We start from the raw sequence: 23,314 nt of genomic DNA, 5'->3' as shown, positions 1-23,314 counted from the left end.
GCAGCCCCGGCTACCCGCCTTGCCGAAACCTCCGCGAGACCCCGCACGGTCGCGGAGGTTTTGTGCATCCGGGCGCACCCTAAGCACGCGCTAGCCGTTTTCGTCCCACAGGCGCCGCGATCGTTGCTACCGTGCGGATCGAGACAGCACATCAACTGTCCCCGCCCTGCAGACACCCCCGCCACCGCGCGGGGGTGTCGTGCGTAAACGCACAGCCACCGCGCCACCCGCATATCGCGCGTCCTTGATGTTGTGCGTGCGCAGGCTGTTCTCAACCCAGAAAGTCAGTTAGCGCACACGCTTCAGATGAGGGTATTGCGTCATCAACGCGGCGATGGCGGGGAGTTGAATGGCGTCGGCGTAGTTGCTGCCTTGCGGCGTGGAGTAGCCGAGCGTATGCCGAACCACCCAGTGCCCGGGTTCACCCGCCAGAGCGAAGCTGCAAATAGGAGACTTCACGACTCGGATCGCGTCGTCGTCGGAATCTACCCGTAGGAACATATTCGCTTCCTTCCAGCGCTCGAGAGGGAGCGGAACCCGAAAAGTCCTGCGGAGGAGTTCCGCAAGTTCCTTCCTCCCCATCGAGGGGTTGTCCGCAGCGAGGTGCTGTGCGACTCTCTGGATTGCGCCATGTTTGCCCAGCAGAGCTTGCTCGTCCCGCCACTGGTACTTCGAGTGATCGCTGGACCGGCTGATGGAGTCAAGGGCGGATATTGCATCGTCTTCCAGCCCGGGTAGCCGTCGAATCGCTTCGATTTCCTCGGTGATTTTGCTCACCAGGAGTGGCCAGTCCAGATCGCTTGTGGTGCTTGCCTCAAACCGCTCGGCATCCTTCGACTGAGCCTGAGGTTCTACTACGGTCAGATCCGCACGCAGCGCCCGAAGGAAGGCGTTGTGCTTGGCCTTCACCGTGTACAGCAACGCACGCAAGTACTGAAACTCCATGGGGGTTTTTGACGGCGACCCAGATGCATGGGTCTGCCGGGCGACTAGTGCGTCCTTGCTCGTCATCTGACCGTAGAGCTCAAGGAGCGCGTGGTAGTCGGCCCGGATCGCACGGTCAGAGTGCCGCGCAGCTTCCTGTCGCGCGTTTCGAAATTCCACGACAGTCAGCACGATGGCAGCTAGGGCCACCATGAGCCCGACCCCGGCGATCAGGAGGTCCGCGGCGGTAAAGATATCGATCTCGGTGACGCTAGTGATCATGCGTATCAAGTTGAATCTCTCCGCGTTCGTCGGGGCACCCATTCGTGAGCACCAGGTGTCGGACAGACTCACGGTTCTAGGCTGATTTCTTGTCCTAAGACTCGGAGGGTACTTGCCTGTTTGGGGCCCCGCCAACGCCCCGGGTAAATGGCGGCGAAGCCCTCTAGTTCCCCTCTGCGGCTCAGCGCTGTTTGCTAGTCACCAGATCGGCAGGCCGCGTTTCCATGGGTGGTTCGGAGGTAACCCAACGCGAGGCTCGATCGCTAGATCTCTATAGTTCGTGGGCAGCAGCACGGGCGCCTCGTAAGCGGTCTCCTCCAGTAGATCCCAGCGCCCCTCGTAGGCCTGAAACGTGGTTGCCGAGACCCGAGAACGCTCAACCGGCGCGTTGCGCTTCCCTGCGGGCGCATCCGGGTCCGTGAGCCAGGACATGTGCGCGATCCAGGCCGCGGCTGCGACGTGGGCGCGCGGCACCACAAAGCCACGAACGGGCACCGTCACGTCCGGATTGATGACGCAGAGGACGAACCACTCTCGCTCGCTGGCCGGCGGGAGCTGCGCCTTCTCGCCGAGGGGCCAGGACGCGCGGACAGGGGTACTCACCGTGGCTTTGACCTGCACTTCGATCATCGGGCGCTCCTCGGAGTCGTGAACCGCGAGGATGTCCGTTCGTGCGAGCCCGTCTCGGGTGAACGCCGGCGCCCACCCCCGACGCGCAAGCTCGCTCGCAACCCAGTGCTCACCGACCGATTTCGTCTGCTTCGTGTCTGCCATGGCTGGATGGTAGCGAGGCCGGGCCGAGCGTTCCCGCATAGGAGCGGCGACCAGCCACACTCCCGAATCCGGAGCCTGCAATGAACCTGCGCCTCATCCTTCCTCGCACGCGACGGTACTCCGTGCACGACTTCGCTGAAGTCGCTCTGGAGGTTGCTGCGCTGACGACGACGTTCCGGGCCATCACAACGATCCTCGAGGACGGGTGGGAGCCGCTGTCGGGTGGGACGCTGACGTTCGGGATCCTGCTGACGGTCGCGATCTTCGTTGTCCGCGCCCGGGGCGTCGCGGAACGCGGGGCTCCCGCGTCTCTGCTGCTGCTCATTGCGGCTGGACTCGCCGCGTCCCTGGTGGCAGGGGTACTGCGCGCGGTCTTTCAGGTGCCGGAAGGGGTTGTGCTGGCGCTGGTCGCCATCGCCGCTCACGTGTTGTGGCGCGTGCCTCGTCCGAAGTCGGTGATCGAGTTCGGCGACGACGGGATGCCGGTCACCGCCGACGACGCGATCGCATATGCAGAATGGCGGGACCACTCCTGCGACGACTCCCGTGCCCGCTGGGACGAGCGGCTGCACTTGCACGTGCAGGCGCGGTCATCCGGTCCCGGCGCCTGACGCGTGCCCGCATAGCTGAACCATGACCGCCACGCTCGCCCCCGCCAAGCCGTCGCTCTCGAGCGCGCAGGCGATGTCTGAGTGGGCGTCGTCGTGACTTCAACTCAGAATCCATCGCCGGGAACGTCCCACAACCTCCCCGAAGTGGTGCGTTCCCGAGCGGCAGTGCGACTTCTGGCCGGAACTCCACCGACCTCATGGCCGAGCGTCACCACGGCCACCGTGGACGAGGAGCCTCGTCCGGGCCGCACGCCCGCCACCTACGAGCAGGCGGTCGTCCCGTTCATCGAGGGCCGATCGTTCGAGCTCACGCCGGAGACGCGCGAGGTCGTGGCCGAAGCGACCGCCGCGATGCACCGCTTCGACGAGCGCATGCGTGAGCACCCGTTCGCCGGCCACGTCCTGCGCGTGCTCGAAGCGGGCGCGTCCTCCCAGATGGAGGGGCTGCAGACTCCGGCCGTCCACCTTGGCGAGGCGCTGATCGGGAGGACCGCCGACCCTGCCGCGCTGGCCATCGCACGGAACCTCGCCGCGGCCCAGGTCGCCGAGCAGACGCGGGGGAGTGATGCGACCGTGCACGCGCTCGAGGTGCACCGCGCGCTCATGGACCCCTCCGACATCGCCCACACGCCGGGCGAGCTTCGACAGCAGCTGGTCTGGATCGGCGCAGGCTGGGGCGGACCGAGCACCGCGGCATTCGTGCCGCCAGCATGGACGTCAGTGCCAGCGCTCATGGACGACCTCGCCGCGCACACTGCCAGCATCCGCACCCACGACGCCCTCGCCAAAGCCGCCGTCGCCCACGCCCAGTTCGAGACCATCCACCCCTTCACCGACGGCAACGGGCGCACCGGCCGCGCCCTCATCCACACTGTCCTCCGCAGCGCCGGGCAGACCAGGCACGTCATCGTGCCCATCAGCGTCGGCCTCCGCGCTCGCCAGCAGGCCTACATCGACGCGCTCACCGCCTACCGGGCAGGCGACGTCGACCCGATCGTCACCGTCCTCGCCGAAGCGACCGCCGAAGCGATCTGGCGCGCCGAAGAGGTCATCGACGCGTTCGCGAGCCTCCGCGCCAGCTGGGGCGAGCACGTCGGCACCCGCGCCCACTCCGGCGTCCACACCCTCCTCGACGCGCTCCTCACCCGCCCCGTCCTCGACGGCCGCAGCGCCAAAGCGCTCTTCGAGACAAGCACCGGCTCCGGCACCTACCGCCACCTCGAACGCCTCGTCGACGCCGGCATCCTCACCAGCAGCAAACCCAACGGCGGCGGCGTCCAACGCTGGCGCGCGGATGGGCTCCTCGATTGGTACGACTGGTTCCAGCGACGCACCAACCCCAGCTACTGGCGAGGGACCCGGAGTGCCGACCCGGCGCCGCCCGTGACGGTGCCCGCATGGCGCAGGTGACCAATTGCCGAGCGCAAACCCCAGGCTTTAGCCGGGGGTTTGCGCTCGGCAATTGGTCATGCCTCATCTCCGCCGGCGATCTCGACGGATAGACCGAGCGCGGTCGCAAGCTTGCGAGCCGTGCGCATCGACGGCTCTTGACCGAGTTCCACCCGCGACACGGTCGGACGGGACATTCCCGCTTTATCGGCCAGTTCCTCCTGCGACCACCCGCGCTCAAGTCGCGCCGTCTGCACACTCTTCCCGAAACCTTTGGCCTGTCCTGGAGGTCGACTCATAAGTCACCCGGACACCGTCGTAGGCATGGACAGCCGCCGTTCTGCACGTGCCCGCAGAACCTTCCCGTAGAGGGTCATGCTTTCCCAATCGATGACCTCGTCGCCAAAGTCGTCAGTCACGACAGGAACCATGATCCGCTGGCGTCCAAGGCGATGGAGCGTCAACTTGTATCCGAATCCGAACTTCGGGACACACTGTTGCGTAAGCATCGTGACCAGCATGAGGAGCGCTCCCTCAGTGGCGCCCTCCGCAACTGGCTCAAGCGCAGTGACATCGTCGGATGCATTGAACGACATCGGCTGGTACTTGGCATGGCCGGTGCCACCGTCGCCGTTATAGATCAACGTAATCCAGCCACCGGGAAACAGTGCGGGGATGTCAGCGAGGTCCGCGATACTGTTATTTTTCCGTGAGCCAGCAACGAAAGGCATTCGGCCAGGCTTGCGATGTGCTGTGATCAGGCGCTTCCCCTTGTGGGCGTGGAAGATGCCCCGCTGCCGACCGGGCACGTCGATCACGAACATCGGTGCAAACCTCAGATTCGGGAGGCCCGCGTTGGCGTCGGCATCGCCAGAAGTGCGAGCGCTGTGTGTGCGTGTGATCGCCTGGGCCATCAGCTCTTCACCTAGCCGCGTCATGCCCACCCAATCGACAGCTTGCTCACCGTCGTCATCAGTTGTCACGGGAGCCATGATGCGCGTCGCTGCCAGGCGCACTAGGGACGCACCATTCCCCCATGCAAACTTCCGCATCTGACTCCGCAGCAATGACACCAGTACCAACCCAGACGCCTCGTTGAGAAGCTCGTGTCGCAAAACTTGGATCTTCACGGACGTGTAGAACGGCGCAGGCTGGTAGAAGACGGTCTGGGTGTCGACACCGATAGTCACAGCGTTCCCAGCATTCGGCTCCAGGTCTTGACGCCCCACCTCGGATTCGAAACCGTTCGAGAGGCCAGACCTACTCACGTACGAATACGAACCGGGGCCCTTCCGGAGCTTATTCTTGTCAAACCAGGCGGACGACGCGCTCATCGTGTCGAACACATCAGTGATCAGCACCGGAGCAAAGGTCAGGTCGTCGTATGCACTCATGCGTCGATGCCTTCCTCATGCTCAGCCTCGATGTTTTCCATCACCGGCGTGATGAGATCGCCCTGTCCATGGGTGTGCATGTCTACCTGCCAGGTGACGTAGTCCGCCACCGTAGCGTAGAAGTCCTCGTAGGCCGGCGGCTGGTCGTTGAAGTAGAAGTAGCTATGCTGCCACTCGTCGGTGGCCAGTACCTCCGAGCGCACCACGAACGACGTGTCGTCGGGCACGCCGTCCCGGATGACCTCGAACAGATGTTTCCGCCGATCGGCGGCGCGCCCGTCGTCCACCAGGCCGACGTGCTGACGGACCTTGTAGCCATCGTCCTTGAAATCGATGAACGCCGTCTTCTTAGTGTCAGGGTGCGGAACGCCCGCGGTGAAAAGCACGACCACGACGTGGGTTCCCACACCGTGGAAGGTGTCCGGGTTCATCGTTAGGACGGCGTCGAGCGTGTGGTGCTTGAGGATCTTAGCTTTGAGCGCCTTGTCCTCCTTGGTCTTTCCGACCATGGCCGATTGCGGGACGATCGCCGCGAGACGCCCTCGGGTCTCCAGCTGGGACAACGCCCCCTCGATGAAGGACAACTCGGACAGGTGCCTGGTCGTCTTGTCCTTCGACTGCGAATAGGGAGGGTTCATGAGCGCCTTGGTGAACCCCTCCAAGCGACCGGGGCGCTCGGGGTTGTACGGGAAGAAATCATCTCGCGTGCAGTCAAAGAAACTCCTGCGCTGAAAGTTCGCTTTACCGTCACCGCGCAGGATCATGTTCGTCGTCCCCACTGCAAAGAGCTTGTCTTGGAGCTCAACGCCATGCAGCTGGAACTTCTTAATCTCGTCGAGGCGTTCAGCGAGGCGTATGGGGTCACCACCGTGTCGCATAGTCGCGTCGGCGAACATGCGGCGCATCGCAGCGATCAGGAATGCCCCAGAGCCTGCGGTCGGATCGAGCACCACGTCGTCGCTGTTCACGTCGACCAGCTCGGCCATTAGGTCCGTGACGTGGTGCGGCGTGAGCACGATGCCCAGCGAGTTTCCGTCGGAGCCGCCGTACTTCACGAACTCACCGTAGAAGTTTCCCAGCACGTCAAACGCTGAGTGCGAGGGCGACGACACGACCTCGAAGACCTCATGATCGAGGATCTCCGTGAAGTACTGGAGCGGTGTCTTCCCAAGATCGCGGTTCCGCTGATTCAGCAGCACGTGACGCTTGATGAAGGAGAAACGATCGAGCATGATCCCGATCTTCTGCTTCGGCCCGAGATCGGCCTCGGGGCTCTCCAAGAACTCCTTCGCGGCGTTGTAGACCTTCTCGCCGTCCCGGTATCCGTTGCGCTGGTCGCCGGAGAGGTCGTCGAGCAGTTCGGGTCGGTACTTGAGCGCCAGCAGGATCGCAGAGACCAGCGTCGCCTTGTTCTCGTTCTCCAGCGAGGCGTAATTGCGCATGCCCTCGTGGAGGTTGGCCGCCACCTTGCGGATCTCACGGACCTCACGCTCCTCACGAGGAAGCTCACCGAGCACGGCGACGCGGTAGTACTCGTCGATGTTCTCCGCCGCGAACGGTGTGAGCGTCTCCAGCCCATCCAAGACCCTGGGCTCGAGCCTTGGCGCCACGTACGCGACGGTCATGTCGTAGTGGCTCTCTGTGCCAGCGACGCCCACGGCGAAGACCTTCTTGTTGGTCTTTTCAGCGAAGATCTTCGCATAGTGCACGGCACCGTTCAGCGCGAACTTGACCCTCGACGGCGCGTCGAGGGCGACACCGCCCTCGTCATCGAGCATCAGAGAGTCCTCGAACCTCGCCTTGTCCTCGACCACGACGATGAATTCGCCGGCCTCAATGACGAACTCGGGCTTGCCTCGACCGGAGCCATCGGACTTAGATGCGCCTTCGAGGGCCTCGTAGATGTACGCGGGGGCGTCGGAGCAGCTCTGCTCCCATGGTCTGGGGTGGCCGATCTCACGCAACATGTCGCGTACGAACTGGTCGGTGCTTCGCTCGTTCCCCATGGCAACACTCTCACTCGCTGATTGCATCAAATATCTAGCAATGACCGTACTTGACCGGCCGAGCCCGGACCATTTGCGACACGACGTCGCGGACCACGCAAAGCGTGATCGGGAGCACTCCTCAGAGCGGCGACGTAATGCAGGAGCGTCGATTCCCCGACCACTACTGCTAGTCGCGGCGTCGCTCTCCTCGACCACGGTGGAGATCGCTATAAACAGCCTCCTGTGCCTCCTGCAGGAAGAGCACAGTCAGGCCGCCTTCGACCAGCCTTGATCTGAAAGGTCCCCGCATAGGGGCGGTGACCTTGTTCACCCCTCTTCCGAGGAGCCGTTATGGCCAGCACCGCCACCCTGCCCACCTCCGTCGCCGGCCCTGTCTCCGGCGCCGACATCGCCCGCCACCGACGCCGTTCCCTGCGCGCCCCGTCTGTCTGGCCTCCTGCCAGTGCGGACCAGGTGCCGACGACGATCACCAGCCGCGATGACCTGCTTCGCGGGTTCGCGGCGATCGGGAGCTCGACCGCTGCGCAAATGCTTGACGAGTCGCTGTTCAAGGCGGTCGCGTGATGGCGACGGTCGAATCCCGGAACCTGAGATACGTCCCCGCCAGCGCCGGAACGCTCGACGGGTACAGCCCAGCAGGCCCCGTCGACCTGCCTTCGTTCGAGCTGACCGATGAGGCGCGGATCGCCTCCCGCAATCCCGAGGGGCGGCGCGTGAGCCTGCGCCGCATCCGAGCCGTGCGCGACATCCCCGCAGTCGACGTCTCCGCGGGCGACTTCGGCGGGTGGGTGGAGAGCGTCCACCTTGCCGACGGGACCCTGCGGCTGCAAGACGACGCGTGGGTGTTCGATGACGCGGAAGTGCACGGCAACGCCGTCCTCCGTCACCGCGCCCAGGCCCGCCACTCGGCCACCGTCCGCGGGAACGTCGTCATGGAAGACGACTCCCGAGCCCTCGACCGCGCGCACCTGCACGGCGCGACGCGCCTCCGCGACCGCGCCAGAGCGGCCGACCAGGCGGAGCTCGCCGGGGGAGACCTCTCCGGGGACGTGATCGTGGCCGGAGACGCGAAGACCCACAACCACGTCCGCCTGTCCGAGCACTTCCGCCTCGACGACGGCGCATCCGTGTTCGACCGCTTCCAAGGGTTCGGGCACGGACATCTCACCGGGTCCGCGGTCGGCGGCGATGACGCCATGGTCGGCGGCGATGCGGTCGTGACCGAGTACGCGCACGTCGGCGGCGAGGCATTCCTGACGTTCGGGGACCGGCTCGATGGATTCGAGCGGCTCCACTCCAATCACCTCAGCATCGGCCACTCGATCCGGGTCGCCGCAGATCGAAAGGCGGCATGACCATGCTTGTGCAGACCACTGGGATCAACCCGTACCTGTCCACCGTCGGCGACGTCCTCGCAACAGGTGCGGAGGCGCCCATCAACGGGAACGAGCTCGCCGAGGCGAAGCGGTGCCAGACGGTGGAGTTCTCCGTCGCCGACCGGCTGAACGCGTTCCTCGAGACACTCGAGGTGGGCACCGTCTTCTACCCGATCGATGACCACGAGCGCCGCCACGAGAAGGTCCGGTACGGACTGTGGGCACAGTCGCCGGTGGGTGAGCACCCGAACGGGACGCCGTCGTACGTGCTTGCCCCAGTGTTCGCCGGTCGGCGCCTGGTGATCGTCCAGCCGGACTGAGCCTGCGCAGAGCAACGGCCCCCACGAACTTCGTGGGGGCCGTTGTCGTGTGCGGCTATCGTGCGCTCTCGAGGAGCTCGAGCGCCTTCTCCACGCGCTGCCGCACCCGAGCACGAGGCACCCGCGCGACAACGGGCGTGGTGACTGCATCCGGGGATGCGGCGCGGCGGAGGTCCGCGTAGTCGGTGCAGGCGCGGGAGACGAGATCCAGCGCGAAGGGGAGCTCGGCGCTGTCGGCCATGCGAGCGTTGCGGGCGAGACCGTCGGCCGCTTCGTTCAACGGATGCCCGCAGTGACCTCGGACATGCTCGATGAGCGGGCGCACTTCGAACTGGTCGAGGCGTTCCCGGATGGAGGCCAGCGCCGTGGTGACGACCTTCGGGTGCTCGGCCGTGTTCTGGCGTTTGCCGGGGGTGAGCAGCTCCACGGCGTTGAGGTTGTCGGTGAGCACGCGGATGCGTTCGTGGGTGGCGGCGTGCGTGAGCGCTGCGAGGATCGCGCGGAGCTCGACGGCGAGGACGTTGATCGTGCCCTGCGCCGGCGAGACGAAGAACCGTCCGTCCTCTCGCACCCACGCGGCTCGCGCCTTCCCGTACCGGCTCGGCCACGGATGCACGGACGCGTCCGTGGCGTACGTGACTTCCGAGCGGTGCGGGATGGGCACCTGGTCCGCGCTGGTCTTCGCCTGTGCGAGGAGGGCCGCGCGTCGCTCGAAGCCGAGCGTCTTCAGCTCATCCAGCCAGCGGGCGACCGCGGCGGCGCGCAGATTCGCGGTGACCTGGTCAAGGTCTTCGGCGACGAGCAGCGAGAGGCGGCCGAGGTCGCCTGGTCCGAAGATGCGCAGGAGCCGGTCGGGCAGGTGCAGCTCGAGGCGGGCCGTGCGGTTGCGTCGCAGGAACTCATGGGCGGCGTCGAGGACGCCGGCGAGGACGATCGCTGCCGTCTCATGCTCGGACGGACCCTGGACCGTGCGCTCGGTCACCTCCCACGACGCGCGAGCCGGCGCACCGTCGAGGTCGAAGATGCGCAACTGCACGTCGAGGCCCGCGCAGAGCAGCTGCCCTCGTTCGCCGAACAGTGGCGGGGTGACTGGGGACCTCGTGAACGTCGCGCGGAGCGTGTGCACAGACCCGGCGGGAACCTCGTCGGGGAGCTGCTGCAGGACCGCGTCGCGCGTGTAGAGGCGGAGGCGGTCGTGACCGGAATGTCGCATGCACGGCTCGGCGGTTGTCTCACTCGCGAGATGAAATCCGAGGTTTTGTCGCGTTTCGGCAACGATGGAACCCCATTCACTGATAACGGACATTCCGCGTCGGTGGTGGTTCGTAAGCTCCACGTCACTCACCGCCCTGGTTGGCGGAGGAGGGAATCTGGACCAGGAGGGGACCGATGACCAGCAGCACGCCGATGAGACTCGCGCCGTTGAAGACGCCCGCGATGGATGAGGACACGAGGAGGATGGCGCCGGCCACGAGGGCGGCCCAGCACAGCAGTGGGAAGTTCATGGCTGATCTATGCGGGCAGGCACCGCACACAGTGCAGAAGCGAAGCCCGCATAGCCAGGCATCGCCCCTCACGTCACGATCGGAGTCCACCATGTCGGCCACGCTCACCACGCCCAAGTACCGCCCGCACGTCCTCGAAACCCACATCGATGCCATCACCGGGCTGTTCGTGCTCGCCGAAGTCACCGAACCGATCCGACATCTCGCCGAAGGTCCCGAAGGGCAGCTGGGATTCGTCTCCAGGTCGCGCGAGCTTGCGCCGTTGGAGGGCACTCGCGCGCTCTCGCAGGACATCGCGGCCCATGTGTACGACAACGGCGACGGCCGCTACGAGATCGACGCGCGTCTCGGCGTGACCGCGTACGACGAGGACGGGGCCTTCGTTGACGACAACTTCATCAACCTCGAGATCGCTCCGACAGCGCGTTGGTACGAGAGTGCAGAAGCCGCGTTCACCGCCGCGGAGCAGCTCGTCCGTTCCCACAGCTTCGGCGCCACCGTCTCCGTCTGATGCCGGGCAGAACTCACCATTCGGGGGCTATGCGCGAGCGTCCGATGCGTCTACCGTTGTCCGCAACCGTGACGGCGCACACGCGCGGGCAAGCACCGACGACGAGGGTGAGTTCGTATGACACCGAGAGTGGGCATCGATCCATCCGGCTTCGGCATCTACGGGGAAGTGGACCGAGATGAGCACACGATCCTCTGCCACGAATGCGGAGAGCGCCTGGCATGGCTCCCCAACCACCTCAAGCACACCCACGGCATGACCAGCGACGAATATCGGGACAAGCACGGCCTCGCCCGCAAGCAACCGCTCTCGAGCCTGGAGCTGCAACGTCGCCGTTCCGCCGCCGCGAAAGCGGCCCAGGGCACAGAGGCATGGGCGAGGTTCCAAGAAGCGGGGGAGCAGGCGTTGATCGACGTCCATGAGCGGCTTCGCTCGGGGGAGCTGAAGCCGCGCATCTCTCCAGCCGGCGTCGAACACGCACGCCTCGGGCGAGCCGAGAGTGCCCGAGAGGGGCGGAGCTCGACGCGTGCGCAGCAATGGACGGCCTCCGCGAACGAGTACCTCGCGTTCACGCGCCAGAACGAACGCCTTCCGCGGCGACGCAGCGACGACGCTGCTGAACGCCAGCACGCGGAATGGATGCAACGCAACCGAGTCCTCGCGCAGCACGGCACGCTCGACGACACCAGGCGCGCCTGGCTGGATGAGCACCTCCCCGGCTGGAACGACTGGCGCACGTTCTCCCCGCCCGCATAGGTGCGCTGAGCCCACCTGCGCCGCCGGCGCGAGGGGGAGAACCTCAGAACACCGCCCCATGTCGAACGTCCGCGCACTTTCCGTCCCTTCCCACACGATCCAGGTGTTCGCCGACGACGCGTCCATTCACGCCCGCGTCGACGCGACTCCCACGGATGCGCATTTCGGTGAGGAGGGCATCGCGGAAATCCGCGTCGCCGACTCGCCCGTGCTCGTCATCGACCTCTCCAACGTCACGGATCTCCGAGATGCGCTCGATAGGCTCCTGACGGAAATCGCCGACGCCAAAGATGCCCCGCTCACGCCCGCGGCCGCGCTGCGGCCTGCGCCGACTTCGACCCGGCACCTGACGCCGACGCTCTAAGACAGCGATTCGCCGTATTTGCCCCACAGCCTTGCCGGATCTGTGTACCGTCTGCCGGGACGGGCCAGTCCTGGGGCGCACCACCACTTGGCTCGTCGCAGGTCCGCGCCCCGGTGATGCTCCCGGCGGTGCCGTCACCGGGGCGCGGACCTGCGCATCCCGCGCATAGGGTCGGCATGAGATTCCCCACAGCTCTCCGCCCGCCGATCGCTCCGGACGCCCTCCGCCGCATTGCTCCCGGAGCGGTGCGAGCACTGATCCTCGCAACCGCCGTCATCCAGGCGGTGACGCTCTTCGCCTACGGATGGATCGGCGCCAACATCGGCTTCACCGCCATCCTCGCCTTCGCGCTCCTGACGGGCCTCCTGACGACATCCGCCGCGAACAGCCGAGCATTCGACCGGCTCGTGGACCGAGCGACATTTGTACTCGCCGCGCTGGTCATGATCGGTGCCGCGATCTTCGGCGTCCGTGCCGGCTTCGTCCACGGCGACGTCGTCGCGAGCCTCAGCTGGTACGCACTCATGGTCGCCACCACACTGGTCCTGTGGGTCCGAGCATCCGAGGACCTCACCCCAGGAGCGGCCGCATGAGCGCGATAACCGACCGCAGCCTGCGCGAGTTCGCCGGAACGACCGCCATCGGCTCGAGCGCGGCCGTGACCATCGAGATCGACCGCACCCCGAAGATCGTCGGCGGGTCCGCCGTCATCGACGTGTTCGGGGCCGACCCGGTGCGCCTGGAGCTCGACGACGCGACGGAGCTCGCGCACCTCCTCATTTCCCTCGACGAGCACGTGCAGGTGGTCCGGGCCCGGCTCCACGAAGAAGAGCACCGACGCCAGGCCGACGCGGAACGCGCGAAGCAGTCACCCGCCGAGCACGGACGCCCCGACCTGCGCCTCGTACCTGCCACCGGCGCATGACGGCGATCCTGATGCCGACCCGCGCATCTCCGGCACCTGCTGCCGCCCCGGCTCGGTTGCCAGCGCCGTCCGCGCCAGTCATCCGAGCGGACGGGTCGAACTGGCGTGATCTGCGCGCCTGCCGAGATGCTGACCCGGACCTGTTCTTCCCCGAGGATCTGGCGTCCACCCCTGCAGGCAGGGCGCAGCGGGCCGAAGCGAAGCGCGTGTGCCGGCCCTGCCCCGTGCGGGAGCAGTGCCTGGCCCTCGCCCTTGCCGAACGGCACAACGATGGCGTCTGGGGCGGGCTCGACGAGTCGGAGCGGCGCAGCCTCAAGCGCCGGACCCGCAGGAGCATGCCCGCATAGGGAGAGCGACCGAACCCGTCGAATCTCAGGAGCCGCATGTCCGCGCGAACCCCCACCCCAGAGCAGGCCGCCATCATCGCCGCCGCCGCTACCGGCCAGAACCTCACCATCGAGGCGGGAGCGGGCACCGGCAAGACCGCGACGCTCACCTTCATCGCTGACGCGACCCAGCATCGCCGGAGCCTCTACCTGGCCTACAACCGTGCGATCGCCACCGACGCGGCGCAGAAGTTTGCCGGCACGCGCGTGGTCGCGAAGACGATGCACGCCCTCGCCTTCCCGAGCCATGGAGCGCCGCGCAAGGAGCGGATGAACACGGGACCTCGCATGATGCCGTGGGCGCAGCGCTCGAAGATCTACGGTACCGACGATGCCATGACCGTCCGCCTCGTCGACGGCGCCGACAAGCCCAGCCGCACCCTCTCGCGCGAGCAGCTGACGAAGCTCGTCACCGAGACGCTGAACAAGTTCCTCAACTCCGGCGTCACCCAGATCATCGAGGTCACCCCGGCCCTGCCAGCGTGGGCTGACCTGATCGTCACAGAGGACCGCGCCTTCCTCGAAGCTCACCTGCACACGTGCACGATCGCCGCGTGGGAAGACCTCGTCTGGAACGACGGCAAGCTCCCCTTCACCCACGACACCTACCTCAAGCAGTGGGCGCTCTCCAGTCCGCAGCTGCCGTACGACACGATCTTCCTCGACGAGGCGCAAGACTCGAACCCCGTCATTATCCAGGCGCTGAAAGCCCAGCAGAACACGCAAATTGTGGCGGTGGGAGACAGGGAGCAAGCGATCTATGGCTGGCGTGGCGCCTCCATGAGCATGGACGCGTTCGGCGGGCAGATCCTCCAGCTGACGACGTCGTTCCGGTTCGGGGAGACCATCGCCACCGAGGCCAACTGGTGGCTCGACGGGCTCGACGCGAGCCTGCGACTGACGGGACTGCCCGGCAAGTCCGGCCAGATCGGGCGCATGAGCGGCACTCCCGACGGGATCCTCGCCCGTTCCAACGGTGGGAGCCTGCGCGCGATCATGACGCAGCAGGAGCGAGGTAAGAAGGTCCACGTCGCCGGCCAGAACCAAGCGAAGACGCTGCTGGAGCTCGCCACCGCGTGCGAGCAACTACAGGACCGTGGCAAAACGAACCACCGGGACCTGTCGAGCTTCGCGAGCTGGAGCGAGGTGCAGAACCTCGTCGAGTCCGGCGAACTGCGAGAGCTTGAGCCGCTGGTGAAGATCGTCGACCAGTACACCGCGCGCACCGTCATCAAGGCCATCGAGTCCTGCACGGCGAACCCTGACGACGCTGACGTGACGGTGTCCACCGCGCACGTCGCGAAGGGCCTGGAATGGTCGCGCGTGCGCATCCACAACGACTTCTACGAGCCCGGCCACGACGACGATGGCAACCCGAAGCCCATCCGCCGGGAAGAGGCGCGCCTCGCGTACGTCGCCGTCACCCGCGCCAAGGACCACCTCGATGCGACCGAGCTCGGCTGGGCGAAAGACTGGCAAGGCGGCATCGAAAGCTCGAGCGGCCCCGTCGTCGAGGTCCCGAGGCCGATCGCGGCACCACCCGCGCCGCGCGAGGTCATCGCCCTCACCCCGGACGCGTTCGTCCCCGCACCAGCCGCCGCGGCGGTCCCGAACAACGCGGCGCCCCAGGCGTCGGCATCCCAGATCGTGCTGCAGGAGCTCATCGCCCAGGTCGTGAACGCGCCCGTCAGTGCTGCGGCCGTGCCGCTGAGTGACGCGGCCGCCGCCGTGCCCGAGACGGGCCTGCGCGCGATGGCTGCCCTCTGGGTCCAGCACGAGCTGCCCACCACCATCGCGAAGATCGCCGAAGTCGCCGCCCGCCAGCGCGCGCAGGCCCCGACCAGGAGCGCCTCATGACCACCATCGCCACACCCCACGCCGTCACCCAATACGCGCCAGGCATTGCCGAGCCGACCCCGGAAAGGGCCATCGCCATGTCCGAGCAGCAGACCATCGCCCCCGAACCGCAGGCAGCTCCTGCACCACAGACGACAACCCCCACGGTCGAAACGCCTCCCGTCGCCACGGCGGCACCGGTCACGACCCCGAAGGTCCCGCGCGCCGCGCGCATCAGCCCCGACCGGTACGGGGTGGGCGCGTTCGCGATCCTGCTCATCATCATGATCATGGGCGCCTCCTACGTGTTCTCCTACGCCGCGATCGCGGAAGCCGCGATCTGGACGGGCATCCCCAGCGCCGTGCAGTGGCTCGCCCCGGTCTTCATCGACGGCGCGATCCTCGGCTACACGCTGTCGCTCGCGATCCTCCGCTGGCGTCGCGAAAGCGTCGTGCGCACCATGCTCGTGCTGTGCGGGTTCACCGCCGTCAGCGTCGCCATCAACTTCGCCCACGCCGCGAGCTACTGGGAGTGGGACTTCACCCAGCGCGAGGCCTGGTTCGGCGCGCTCATCGCCGTCGGCGCACCCCTCGCCGCGCTGTTCTCCGCCGAAGAAATCACCCGCCTCATCTTCACGCCCGCCAGCCACCGCGACGAGGAGACGGAGGAGCAGGCGCCGGAGGCCGAGGCGGCGATCGTCGAGGCGACGCCAGCAGAGGCCGACGCTCCTGAGCCGACAGCCCAGGCCATCTCTGTCGAGGATCCCGCCGTCGTGGAAGACTCGGACAAGCCCGGCCGCCAGCGCTACTCGTTCATGACCCCGGACGGGAACCTCGAACCCGCCAACCCGCCCGCCGCCAACGCGGTCGCCGACACCGAAAGCCCCGCCCAGCCATGACCGACGCACCGTTCCACTCGCCCACCCCCGACTACGCGCCCGACGGCATCGAAGACGCGCACCTGCCGCCAGAGCCGACGATGGACCTCGGAGGCGTGCCCATCCCAGGTCCCGGATCGACGTTCCTCGAGCACCTCGCCTACCAGCAGAAGGTCTACGGGCCGCTGCCGATCACCGAGCAGGTCGTCGATGACCTCCTCAAGTACGAGCGGCTCCCCGAGGTGGAAGCGGCGACGAACGACCTCACGACCAGCGGATGGCTGTCGGGGATGTGGCTGCGCTACCTCGGCAAGCACGACACCCTCGCCGGCGTCGCCCGCGCGATCGCGTTCAAGGTCCACCACAACCTCGACCACATCCCCGGCACCTACCGGCCCGTGCTCGACATGACCGACTGGCCGTTCAACCTCATCGACTGGGACAAAGCCGGCCAGCAACTCCTCACCGAAGGCGTCATCGGCACCACCATCTACTGGGTCGCCGACGGACACACATTCCTCTCACCCCGCAGCACCGACGAGAACGACATCGCCGAGGACCGCCACGGCCGGTTCTTCCTCCCCGACCCGTTCGAGGATCGGATCTTCTAGGGCGCGCCCGGCAGGACAGCAACAGCCCCGGTGTAGGAATGTGCGAATGTACATTCCTACACCGGGGCTGTGATGTGGGCTGAGATCAGTACGTCCGTACGAAGACCGCGCCCGTGTACTTATTCGCGCTATTCCGCACGCACTTTGAGATGTGGGTGACCGTCTTCCCGGCGTTGGTGTAGGTGTTGACCGCGTTGTTGAGGCTTGTCTGGCATGCCGCCATGGTCGGCCCTTGAACGAGGTGCCCCGTCTGATAGGCGGCCTGAGCGGAGGTGGCGCCGACGCCGGTCACCAGTGCGGCCGCGAAGAGTGCGGCGCCGAGCTTGGTCCTGAGTTTCATGACTGCCTCCCACGTCGTTGTCGAGTTGCCACGAGTCTAGAACGCACGACGACCAGGGCACCTGGAAGGCACTCAGTGGCGGCGGCAGAGGGGTTTACGACGCCGCGGGGAGCGTCAGCTGCGCCCGCGCCTGCACGAGCAGCGTCCGCCACCGCTTCAAGGCCGGGTCCACCAGTCGGCGCTCGAGCCCCGTGCGTTCGGCAAGGTCCGCCGTTCGCGGCTGCTGCACCCCCTCGAGAACTAGGTCGAGCCAGGCGGCGCCGACAGTGTCCAGCTCCGCTGGCACGGGCGCACCAGCGGCTCCTGCCAGCGCCAGTGCACGCTCCAGCAGCTTGCCTGCGAGCTTCCGAGCGTTGGCGTCGCTCTCGGACTCCTGCGCGGCATCCTCCGGCGTCTGGCCAGCAGAGGGGAGCTCGGCGAAGGGGTCGCCACCGTCCGCGGTGACCGCCATCGGTGTGACGGCGGCGTCGTCGAAGTCGGCGAGGGTGAGCGCGATCCCGGCGCGTCGGCGGGAGGCGTCGGTGCCGCGCCGTTCGCACGCGGCGATCACCTCCGCAGGGGTCGGCTCCCGGCCGAGGTCGCGCGTGAGCTGACCGGTGATCGTCTGGATGATCTTGCGGCGCCGCAGCAGCGTCACCATGCCGGACGCGTACGTGTACTCGGATGACTCGCGCTTGTCGCGGACAGCCTCGCGGGCCCGCATGAACAGCCACCCGGACCACTTCTGCACCTTCACGTAGTCGGCAGGGGTGACTGCGATGAGGCGGGTCAGGAGGGACTCTGCGACGATCTGCTGCACATCTAGTTTCGACATGATCGCCGACGTCTCGTCGTTGGCTCCGAGCGCCTGGCCTTTCGCGAGGAACACTTCCGTCCATGACTTGAGGATCCCGGAGCGCACCGCGTGATCGGCAACCGCGGCCGCGAGGCGTCGCCGTTCGTCGGGTGTGGTGGTGTGCGCGATCTGCAGGATCTGGCGAGACAGGGTGCGTTCATCGAACTCCGGACGCGACCGGACCGTCCTCGTGCGCGCCGTCATTGCCGCACCCGAGAGGGAGCCGCGAACGGGAACCCGCGCTCGGGCGGAGCCTCGCGGTCGTTCAGGGCGTCCCCGAGAGCGTCGAGGCGGCGTTCTCCGGAACGGGCGTCCATCAGCCACGCGAGCGTCAGCGACGTCGGTCGATCGACGCTCTCTTCGACCTCATCGACGGCCAGCCGGATCGCGCGAACAGCGGCCGCGTTCGCGACCCCAGCGGTGACGAGCACCTGAAGGATCCGCAACCGACGCAGCGGCTCACCTTCTGGCGTGCTGGCACGCTCGAGGAGGTCGTCGAGGGTGGAGGTCCGGTCGGCGAGACGGGTGAGCTCGGCGGCGCGGAGCTGACGAATCTCGTCCTTGCGCTCGTTCAGGAGCAGGGCATCCACGCGCGATCACCCGACCTGCGGGTGTCGCGCCGCGTCTTCGGCAAGCGAGGTGGCGAGGGACGGCGGGAGCGCAGTGGCACGCCCGATGGCTGCGACGAACGCTTCGGGGCGCACCTGCAGCGTCGGGTTCGCAATCGACCACAGCTGGATCAGCTCGGCCAGCGCCGGCGCCGGCGCCGGCGACTCCCGGACGCGGGTGAGGACCGAGCTCAAGTCGACGTCGTGAATGGCCTCGTCGATGCGGCGCCGGACGAGGTCGCCGACGAGGGTCAGAACTCCGGCGTCGACGTCCGAGCGGGCAAGGTCATCGGTGGCGACGAGTTCGGCGAGAGCTCGCCCGAGCGGAGATGGGGCGGAGCGCCAGGAAATGCCGAACCGCAGGTGGCGCACGAGCGGGTCCGCGTCGAGGAGGACGAACTGCGCGGCGGTATAGGCGCGGGCAAGGGAGGCAAGGTTCGGTGCGAGCTGCTGGACGAGCTCCCACTGCGCCACCGCCGCGTCGGCCGCAAACGAGGCGAGGGCCTGCGCGTGCGGCGAAAAGGCCCGCGGACGGTCACATCCCGGAGGCAGCTCTCGCGTCCACACGCCGCGCTCGTCGAGCTCGCCTGCACCGCTCAGCACGGGTGAGCTCGACGAGCCGCGCACGGACCAGGTCAGGCGCGTGCCAGCCGGGGCCACGGACCGCACTTCTCCAGGTCCGCCCCAGATCACCCAGGACGGATGGCCGTCGATGCTCGCGAAGCTGGGGAGAATGGCGACCGCTGCACTCGAGCCCGCCGACGGGCCCAGTCGGGCGAGGTCCGCGCCGATCCGCATGCGCGCGAGCAGATGCGCGACGGGGGTGCGGGCGTCCGGGGTGGCGTCAGGGTCAGCGTCGGTGGCGGCGGCGGGGTGCATGGGGAACCTATGCGCGAGCGCACGGTTCCCGGTGTGGTTACCGCCTGCCGAACAGCTTCCGGAACAGCCCGCCGCGTGCGCCGGAGGAGTCGTCGTCGGTCTCGGTGTCGTCGGGGAGCTCGAACTCGTCGCGGCCTGTGGCGAGGTGCAGCAGGTTGGCGACGGTGGCGTAGACGGCGGGGTGGTGCGGGTCGAACGCGCCCGCGTTCAGGAGGCCCTCGAAGCTCGGGTCTTCCGCGGTGGTGCCGCCGAAGTGGTCCGCGCGTCCCGCGAGAGCGGCTCGCCACTGGTGCTCGATCTCGTCGGTGAACTCGGTCTCTGGCGCGAGGAGCGCGTTCACGAACACGGCCCGGCTGGAGTCGGAGCCGTGCGTGTACGCGTCGAGGATGCGCTCCAGGCCCTTGAAGCCCATCCGGGACTCGTCGGTGAGCGCCACAAGCCACGCGCCGCGGCGCTGGTACTCCGGGATCCACACGTCGCGTTCGAGGTCCGTGAGGGAGTCTTCGAGCATCTGCGTGTCGATGACGACCACGTCGAAGCGCCCCTGCGCCCAGTCCAGCAGCGCCCGATACGAGGATGCGGGCGTGCGGTCCGCGCCGCCATAGCCGCGCGGGGGAGCGGGCACGTAGTGGAACCCGATCGGGCGGTGCTTGCCGAGGATGCCGCGGGCGGCGTTCACCTGCGACGGCGTGGAGACGACATCGGCGGGACGCGTGTGCGCCATGTCGTGCACCGTCGGGATCGCGCCGGCGGGCACCTTGAGCAGGACCTGCGTGTCGCCCTGGCCGCGGTTCCCGTCGATGTAGAGCACGCGTGCATCCGTGCCGAGCACTTCGGATGCGAGAGCTGCGAGCAGCAGGCTCAGCGTCGTCTTCGTCACACCGCCCTTGCCGGCGGACACGATGATCGTCCGCGTCTCCCGCGGCACCTCCGCGCCAGCCGGGTGCATCGGGGACCGCGTAACGACAGGTGGGATGGACGTGAAGAGATCGTCGCCGATGTCCTCGCGCACGGGAGCCGGCGCCGGCGCTGGGGCAGGTGCAGGTGCAGGTGCAGGTACAGCAGGCGGCTCAGAGGCGGGAGCGGGGGACGGATGTGCCGAGACGGGGGCAGATGGCGTTGGGGCCGGTGCAGGGGGAGCGAAGGTCGGCGCCGCCGGAGGAGCAGTGACGAGCTCGGGCGCAGGTGCGGGGAGCGCGAATCCTGGAGCCGCCGCGGGCGCTGGGGTCGGCAGCGCCCGCGGCTGGGGCAGGGCCATCGGCAGCGGCATGGCGACCGGCTCCGGCGGCACATACGCGTCCAGCGGGACGGCCCCGCGGGCATCGCCGAGCTGCTGGTATCCGAGGATCGCCAGCACCTGGTCGAGGGTGACGGGGCGGACGAGGTTGTGCGCGCCCGGGAGCGAGTGCGCGGCGAGGTCATCGTCGGTCGCGTGGAGCACGACGACCGTGACCTGGCTGACGATGCGCGCGAGGAACGCGGCAGGGTGTTCGGGGATGCCGCCGAGCGGGGCGGCGACGAGGACTCGGAACGGGCCGCGAGAGGTGGCGGCGGACATGAGCTCCGGCTCGAGGGTCTCCACGGCTGCGTCGACGACGTCGAAGTTCAGGTCGCGGAGCGCGTCGGCGAGCTGAGGGGCGTCGACGACACCGAGAGCGTGGGAGACAGGGGCAAGAGCAGTGGCGGTCATGCGCACTCTATGCGGGGACCGGACGGAAACGACGAACGCCCGCGGCGAGAGTGTCTCGCGGCGGGCGTGGGTGGTGCGCGCGGGGCGGAGTCCGGGCAGAGACGTGGCTCTGGCTCGACAGACCGGTGGGCTGGTCCCAGCTGTCGAAAAGTTACCCCGGACCGACCGGCGGCGCAACCCGGCGGTCGGTCGTGATTTTTCCGTCGATCCGCGCCGTTCCGGGCTTCCGAGGCGATTTCGGGTGGTCGTCGGGTCGGGCTGGCGGGGTCCGCTGCGGGTGCCGAAGTGCCGGTTTTGAGGCCCGATTTTGGGCGAAACCTAGGTGAGAGCCGGGATTCCTAGGCGATCCTAGAACCTCGCCTAGGTCGAGTGCCCAATCGGCAGTAGAGGAAGACCCTTACTACTACTACTACTAGCTAAAGGAAAAGGTATCTATAGATAGATAGATATATCTATAGGGTAATTCGTCTCATTTCCCTTTTTGTTTTATTGATCCCTCTATGTATACATTTCCGGGATCGCTAGTTTGGGCGGGAGGGTAAGTTTTGACCGAGAAAGTCCCGGTCAAAAAAGGAATCCGTGCCCTAGGTCTCGTCGCGGGGACCAAGTTCCAACTATGTTTCGCCGTTTTCAGGGTTCCGCGCCGACTGTTGGATTCACAGGCAAATCCCAGCACGCGACACGCCCATGGGGCCTGCAGCTGAGCATCGCCGGGCGTGTCGCCGATTCTGCGGTGAGGCGTGAGCCGCGCCTGCCAGCGACGCACGGCGTGTCGCCTGCGATGGCGGGGCAATGTCGCGGGCACCCCTTGCTCGAGGGACCGACCGCGCTCGTCCCCCGCATAGGTTCCCCATGACGAACCCCTCGCCCATCGCCAACCTCTCCGAGCTCGAGCCCCTCACTCCGTGGGAGGCCGAGCACTTCCACGCCATCGCGCGAGGCTCCGGTGCTCGCAAGCTCGCGGACTCTGGCGTCGCCCCGCTCGTGGCGGCAGCCCGCGGCTACGACACTGTCGTCGACGAAGATGACCTCAAGCGCGTCCGGAAGATGCGCAAGAGTGGACGCGGGCGACCACCGAAGCAGCAGACCGACATGCTCGAGCGCGGAGCCACAGGCGAGGACACGCTCGTCATCCCCTGGTACGACCTGCAGGACGTGAACGCCGCGGGCGTCGACGTCATGCCGCTCCAATTCCAGTACCGCCCCTTGACGCCCCTGGTCGAGAACGGGAAAGCCCGCAAGTACCTGCTGGAGAAAAGCGGCCGATCGACGTTCGACATGTCGCCGTCGGTGCCGCACAGCTGGTTGATGGATGCGCCGACGATCCTCTTCGTCGAGGGAGCGCTGAAAGCCGACTCCACGCTCACCGCGATCCTCCGCAGTGCCGGTGTCACCGACGCGGAACTGACCCAGACCAGCGGCGACCGCCGTACGGACCGGCTGGCGCTGCGCGCGCTCCTGGACCGAGTGCCGAGCGCGAAGCGGGTCCTCGTGATCGGCCTCATCGGCGTCGGCAACTGGAACAACGTCGAAGGGCTCGTGGAGATCGTCTTCCACAACCGCACCGGCCTCATCGCCTTCGACGGCGACGTGCGCCGCAACCGCAACGTGTGGAACCAGGCACGGAAGCTCTACGACTTCATCGAACGCAAGCACGGCATCCCCAAACTCATCGACCTCGACGGGCCAGAAGCGGTGCTCCGCATGGAATCGGTCGGCTACGTCGGCGGCGAGCGCCTCGGCATGGACGACTTCCTCAGCCGCGTCGGCAGCTGGAACGACGCCCTCTCCTGTGTTGCCGAGATCCTTCCAGATTCCCCCGTCGCCGCAGAAGATGCCGGCTACCGGAAAGGCGACTACCGGGTATCCGAAGACGGCACCTTCGTCGAGGAGTACGTGCAGAGCGCCATCACGCAGGAGTTCTACTGGGAGCCGGTCGTCGCTATCGGCGGACGCATCAAATCCGTGCGGACCCTTCGAGTTCCGACCTCGACCGAGCAGCAGACCGGCACGATCGACGCCGACGTGGATGGCCGCTCGGTGCGAGTGGAGGCGGCCGTCGAGTTCAAATGAGTCGAGAACGGGGAAACCTTCACCGCAACGGCCACAGG

General features: G+C 67.1%; 27 protein-coding genes. 15 read left to right on the top strand and 12 right to left on the bottom strand.

Going from position 1 to position 23,314, the window contains the following annotated elements; genetic code table 11:
• Positions 1-288: 288 nt before the first annotated feature.
• Both ITJ61_RS03995 and ITJ61_RS03990 read right to left on the bottom strand, forming a co-directional pair.
• The gene (locus tag ITJ61_RS03995; protein ID WP_194685540.1) at positions 289-1,206 is read right to left on the bottom strand and encodes a hypothetical protein; all 918 of its coding nucleotides are present in this window, start codon (positions 1,204-1,206) and stop codon (positions 289-291) included.
• 198 nt (positions 1,207-1,404) lie between these two features.
• The gene (locus ITJ61_RS03990) at positions 1,405-1,836 is read right to left on the bottom strand and encodes a hypothetical protein (protein ID WP_228496596.1); all 432 of its coding nucleotides are present in this window, start codon (positions 1,834-1,836) and stop codon (positions 1,405-1,407) included.
• A gap of 224 nt (positions 1,837-2,060) precedes the next feature.
• On the opposite strand from ITJ61_RS03990, the gene ITJ61_RS03985 reads away from it, so the two are divergent.
• Positions 2,061-2,591: a hypothetical protein gene (locus ITJ61_RS03985; RefSeq protein WP_194685538.1), complete on the top strand. Its 531-nt coding sequence runs from the start codon at positions 2,061-2,063 to the stop codon at positions 2,589-2,591.
• A 222-nt stretch (positions 2,592-2,813) separates the two neighbouring features.
• Entirely contained in the window at positions 2,814-4,001 is a 1,188-nt protein-coding gene (locus ITJ61_RS03980) for a Fic family protein (protein WP_194685537.1), read from the top strand.
• 56 nt (positions 4,002-4,057) lie between these two features.
• On the opposite strand, the gene ITJ61_RS03975 is transcribed toward ITJ61_RS03980, so the two are convergent.
• From ITJ61_RS03975 to ITJ61_RS03965, 3 genes are read right to left on the bottom strand one after another with little or no spacing between them, the layout of a single operon-like run.
• The gene (locus tag ITJ61_RS03975; RefSeq protein WP_194685536.1) at positions 4,058-4,279 is read right to left on the bottom strand and encodes a helix-turn-helix transcriptional regulator; all 222 of its coding nucleotides are present in this window, start codon (positions 4,277-4,279) and stop codon (positions 4,058-4,060) included.
• Positions 4,280-4,282: 3 nt separating this feature from the next.
• Entirely contained in the window at positions 4,283-5,374 is a 1,092-nt protein-coding gene (locus ITJ61_RS03970; RefSeq protein WP_194685535.1) for a restriction endonuclease subunit S, read from the bottom strand.
• Positions 5,371-7,380 (bottom strand): HsdM family class I SAM-dependent methyltransferase, encoded by a 2,010-nt coding sequence (locus ITJ61_RS03965; protein ID WP_194685534.1) that lies wholly within the window; start codon positions 7,378-7,380, stop codon positions 5,371-5,373. The genes ITJ61_RS03970 and ITJ61_RS03965 overlap by 4 nt, the downstream gene beginning before the upstream one ends.
• Before the next feature lie 333 nt (positions 7,381-7,713).
• Here ITJ61_RS03965 and ITJ61_RS03960 point away from each other — a divergent pair, with 333 nt between their 5' ends.
• Genes ITJ61_RS03960 through ITJ61_RS03950 form a run of 3 tightly spaced genes read left to right on the top strand, consistent with a single transcriptional unit; the run spans position 7,714 to position 9,079 of the window.
• A complete protein-coding gene (locus ITJ61_RS03960; RefSeq protein ID WP_194685533.1) occupies positions 7,714-7,947 on the top strand; it encodes a hypothetical protein in 234 nt (77 codons plus the stop codon).
• On the top strand, positions 7,947-8,738 hold the full coding sequence (locus tag ITJ61_RS03955) for a hypothetical protein (protein WP_194685532.1): 792 nt from the start codon (positions 7,947-7,949) through the stop codon (positions 8,736-8,738). The genes ITJ61_RS03960 and ITJ61_RS03955 overlap by 1 nt, the downstream gene beginning before the upstream one ends.
• Positions 8,735-9,079: a hypothetical protein gene (locus ITJ61_RS03950; protein ID WP_194685531.1), complete on the top strand. Its 345-nt coding sequence runs from the start codon at positions 8,735-8,737 to the stop codon at positions 9,077-9,079. Before ITJ61_RS03955 ends, ITJ61_RS03950 begins: the two co-directional genes overlap by 4 nt.
• A gap of 55 nt (positions 9,080-9,134) precedes the next feature.
• On the opposite strand, the gene ITJ61_RS03945 is transcribed toward ITJ61_RS03950, so the two are convergent.
• Both ITJ61_RS03945 and ITJ61_RS03940 read right to left on the bottom strand, forming a co-directional pair.
• Positions 9,135-10,292: an RNase H family protein gene (locus ITJ61_RS03945; RefSeq protein ID WP_194685530.1), complete on the bottom strand. Its 1,158-nt coding sequence runs from the start codon at positions 10,290-10,292 to the stop codon at positions 9,135-9,137.
• A 124-nt stretch (positions 10,293-10,416) separates the two neighbouring features.
• On the bottom strand, positions 10,417-10,584 hold the full coding sequence (locus tag ITJ61_RS03940; RefSeq protein ID WP_181062928.1) for a hypothetical protein: 168 nt from the start codon (positions 10,582-10,584) through the stop codon (positions 10,417-10,419).
• A gap of 91 nt (positions 10,585-10,675) precedes the next feature.
• Between ITJ61_RS03940 and ITJ61_RS03935 the strand changes: the two genes are divergently transcribed.
• The 9 genes from ITJ61_RS03935 to ITJ61_RS03895 all read left to right on the top strand — a co-directional run bounded on the left by ITJ61_RS03935 (position 10,676) and on the right by ITJ61_RS03895 (position 16,851).
• Entirely contained in the window at positions 10,676-11,095 is a 420-nt protein-coding gene (locus tag ITJ61_RS03935; RefSeq protein WP_194685529.1) for a hypothetical protein, read from the top strand.
• 117 nt (positions 11,096-11,212) lie between these two features.
• Positions 11,213-11,851 carry a MucR family transcriptional regulator gene (locus ITJ61_RS03930; protein WP_194677786.1) on the top strand — a complete coding sequence of 213 codons (639 nt, stop codon included), beginning with the start codon at positions 11,213-11,215 and terminating at the stop codon, positions 11,849-11,851.
• Between the two features lie 58 nt (positions 11,852-11,909).
• Entirely contained in the window at positions 11,910-12,215 is a 306-nt protein-coding gene (locus ITJ61_RS03925; protein ID WP_194685528.1) for a hypothetical protein, read from the top strand.
• Between the two features lie 176 nt (positions 12,216-12,391).
• Positions 12,392-12,808: a hypothetical protein gene (locus ITJ61_RS03920; RefSeq protein WP_194685527.1), complete on the top strand. Its 417-nt coding sequence runs from the start codon at positions 12,392-12,394 to the stop codon at positions 12,806-12,808.
• Positions 12,805-13,140 (top strand): hypothetical protein, encoded by a 336-nt coding sequence (locus ITJ61_RS03915; protein ID WP_194685526.1) that lies wholly within the window; start codon positions 12,805-12,807, stop codon positions 13,138-13,140. The genes ITJ61_RS03920 and ITJ61_RS03915 overlap by 4 nt, the downstream gene beginning before the upstream one ends.
• The gene (locus ITJ61_RS03910; RefSeq protein ID WP_416366843.1) at positions 13,137-13,487 is read left to right on the top strand and encodes a WhiB family transcriptional regulator; all 351 of its coding nucleotides are present in this window, start codon (positions 13,137-13,139) and stop codon (positions 13,485-13,487) included. The genes ITJ61_RS03915 and ITJ61_RS03910 overlap by 4 nt, the downstream gene beginning before the upstream one ends.
• A gap of 36 nt (positions 13,488-13,523) precedes the next feature.
• Positions 13,524-15,383, top strand: a complete 1,860-nt coding sequence (locus ITJ61_RS03905; RefSeq protein WP_194685525.1) for a UvrD-helicase domain-containing protein — start codon at positions 13,524-13,526, stop codon at positions 15,381-15,383.
• A complete protein-coding gene (locus ITJ61_RS03900; protein ID WP_194685524.1) occupies positions 15,380-16,261 on the top strand; it encodes a DUF2637 domain-containing protein in 882 nt (293 codons plus the stop codon). Before ITJ61_RS03905 ends, ITJ61_RS03900 begins: the two co-directional genes overlap by 4 nt.
• Positions 16,258-16,851 (top strand): hypothetical protein, encoded by a 594-nt coding sequence (locus tag ITJ61_RS03895; RefSeq protein WP_194685523.1) that lies wholly within the window; start codon positions 16,258-16,260, stop codon positions 16,849-16,851. The genes ITJ61_RS03900 and ITJ61_RS03895 overlap by 4 nt, the downstream gene beginning before the upstream one ends.
• An 85-nt stretch (positions 16,852-16,936) precedes the next feature.
• Here ITJ61_RS03895 and ITJ61_RS03890 read toward each other — a convergent pair whose 3' ends face one another.
• The 5 genes from ITJ61_RS03890 to ITJ61_RS03870 form a co-directional block, all read right to left on the bottom strand.
• Entirely contained in the window at positions 16,937-17,191 is a 255-nt protein-coding gene (locus tag ITJ61_RS03890) for a hypothetical protein (protein ID WP_104306726.1), read from the bottom strand.
• Positions 17,192-17,285: 94 nt separating this feature from the next.
• Positions 17,286-18,230, bottom strand: a complete 945-nt coding sequence (locus ITJ61_RS03885; protein WP_194685522.1) for a hypothetical protein — start codon at positions 18,228-18,230, stop codon at positions 17,286-17,288.
• The gene (locus ITJ61_RS03880; RefSeq protein WP_194685521.1) at positions 18,227-18,616 is read right to left on the bottom strand and encodes a hypothetical protein; all 390 of its coding nucleotides are present in this window, start codon (positions 18,614-18,616) and stop codon (positions 18,227-18,229) included. Before ITJ61_RS03880 ends, ITJ61_RS03885 begins: the two co-directional genes overlap by 4 nt.
• A 6-nt stretch (positions 18,617-18,622) precedes the next feature.
• A complete protein-coding gene (locus ITJ61_RS03875) occupies positions 18,623-19,513 on the bottom strand; it encodes a hypothetical protein (RefSeq protein ID WP_194685520.1) in 891 nt (296 codons plus the stop codon).
• Between the two features lie 37 nt (positions 19,514-19,550).
• Positions 19,551-21,203, bottom strand: coding sequence for a hypothetical protein (locus tag ITJ61_RS03870; protein ID WP_194685519.1), 1,653 nt, complete (start codon positions 21,201-21,203; stop codon positions 19,551-19,553).
• Between the two features lie 852 nt (positions 21,204-22,055).
• Here ITJ61_RS03870 and ITJ61_RS03865 point away from each other — a divergent pair.
• Complete coding sequence (locus tag ITJ61_RS03865; RefSeq protein WP_194685518.1) at positions 22,056-23,276, top strand: hypothetical protein; 1,221 nt, start codon at positions 22,056-22,058, stop codon at positions 23,274-23,276.
• The last annotated feature ends 38 nt before the right edge of the window (positions 23,277-23,314 follow it).

The sequence above is a fragment of the Pseudoclavibacter sp. VKM Ac-2888 genome (assembly GCF_015351285.1).
GTDB lineage: Bacteria > Actinomycetota > Actinomycetes > Actinomycetales > Microbacteriaceae > Pseudoclavibacter.
The sequence above is the reverse complement of the archived record's forward strand: the minus strand, read 5'-3'. Positions and strand labels throughout refer to the sequence as shown.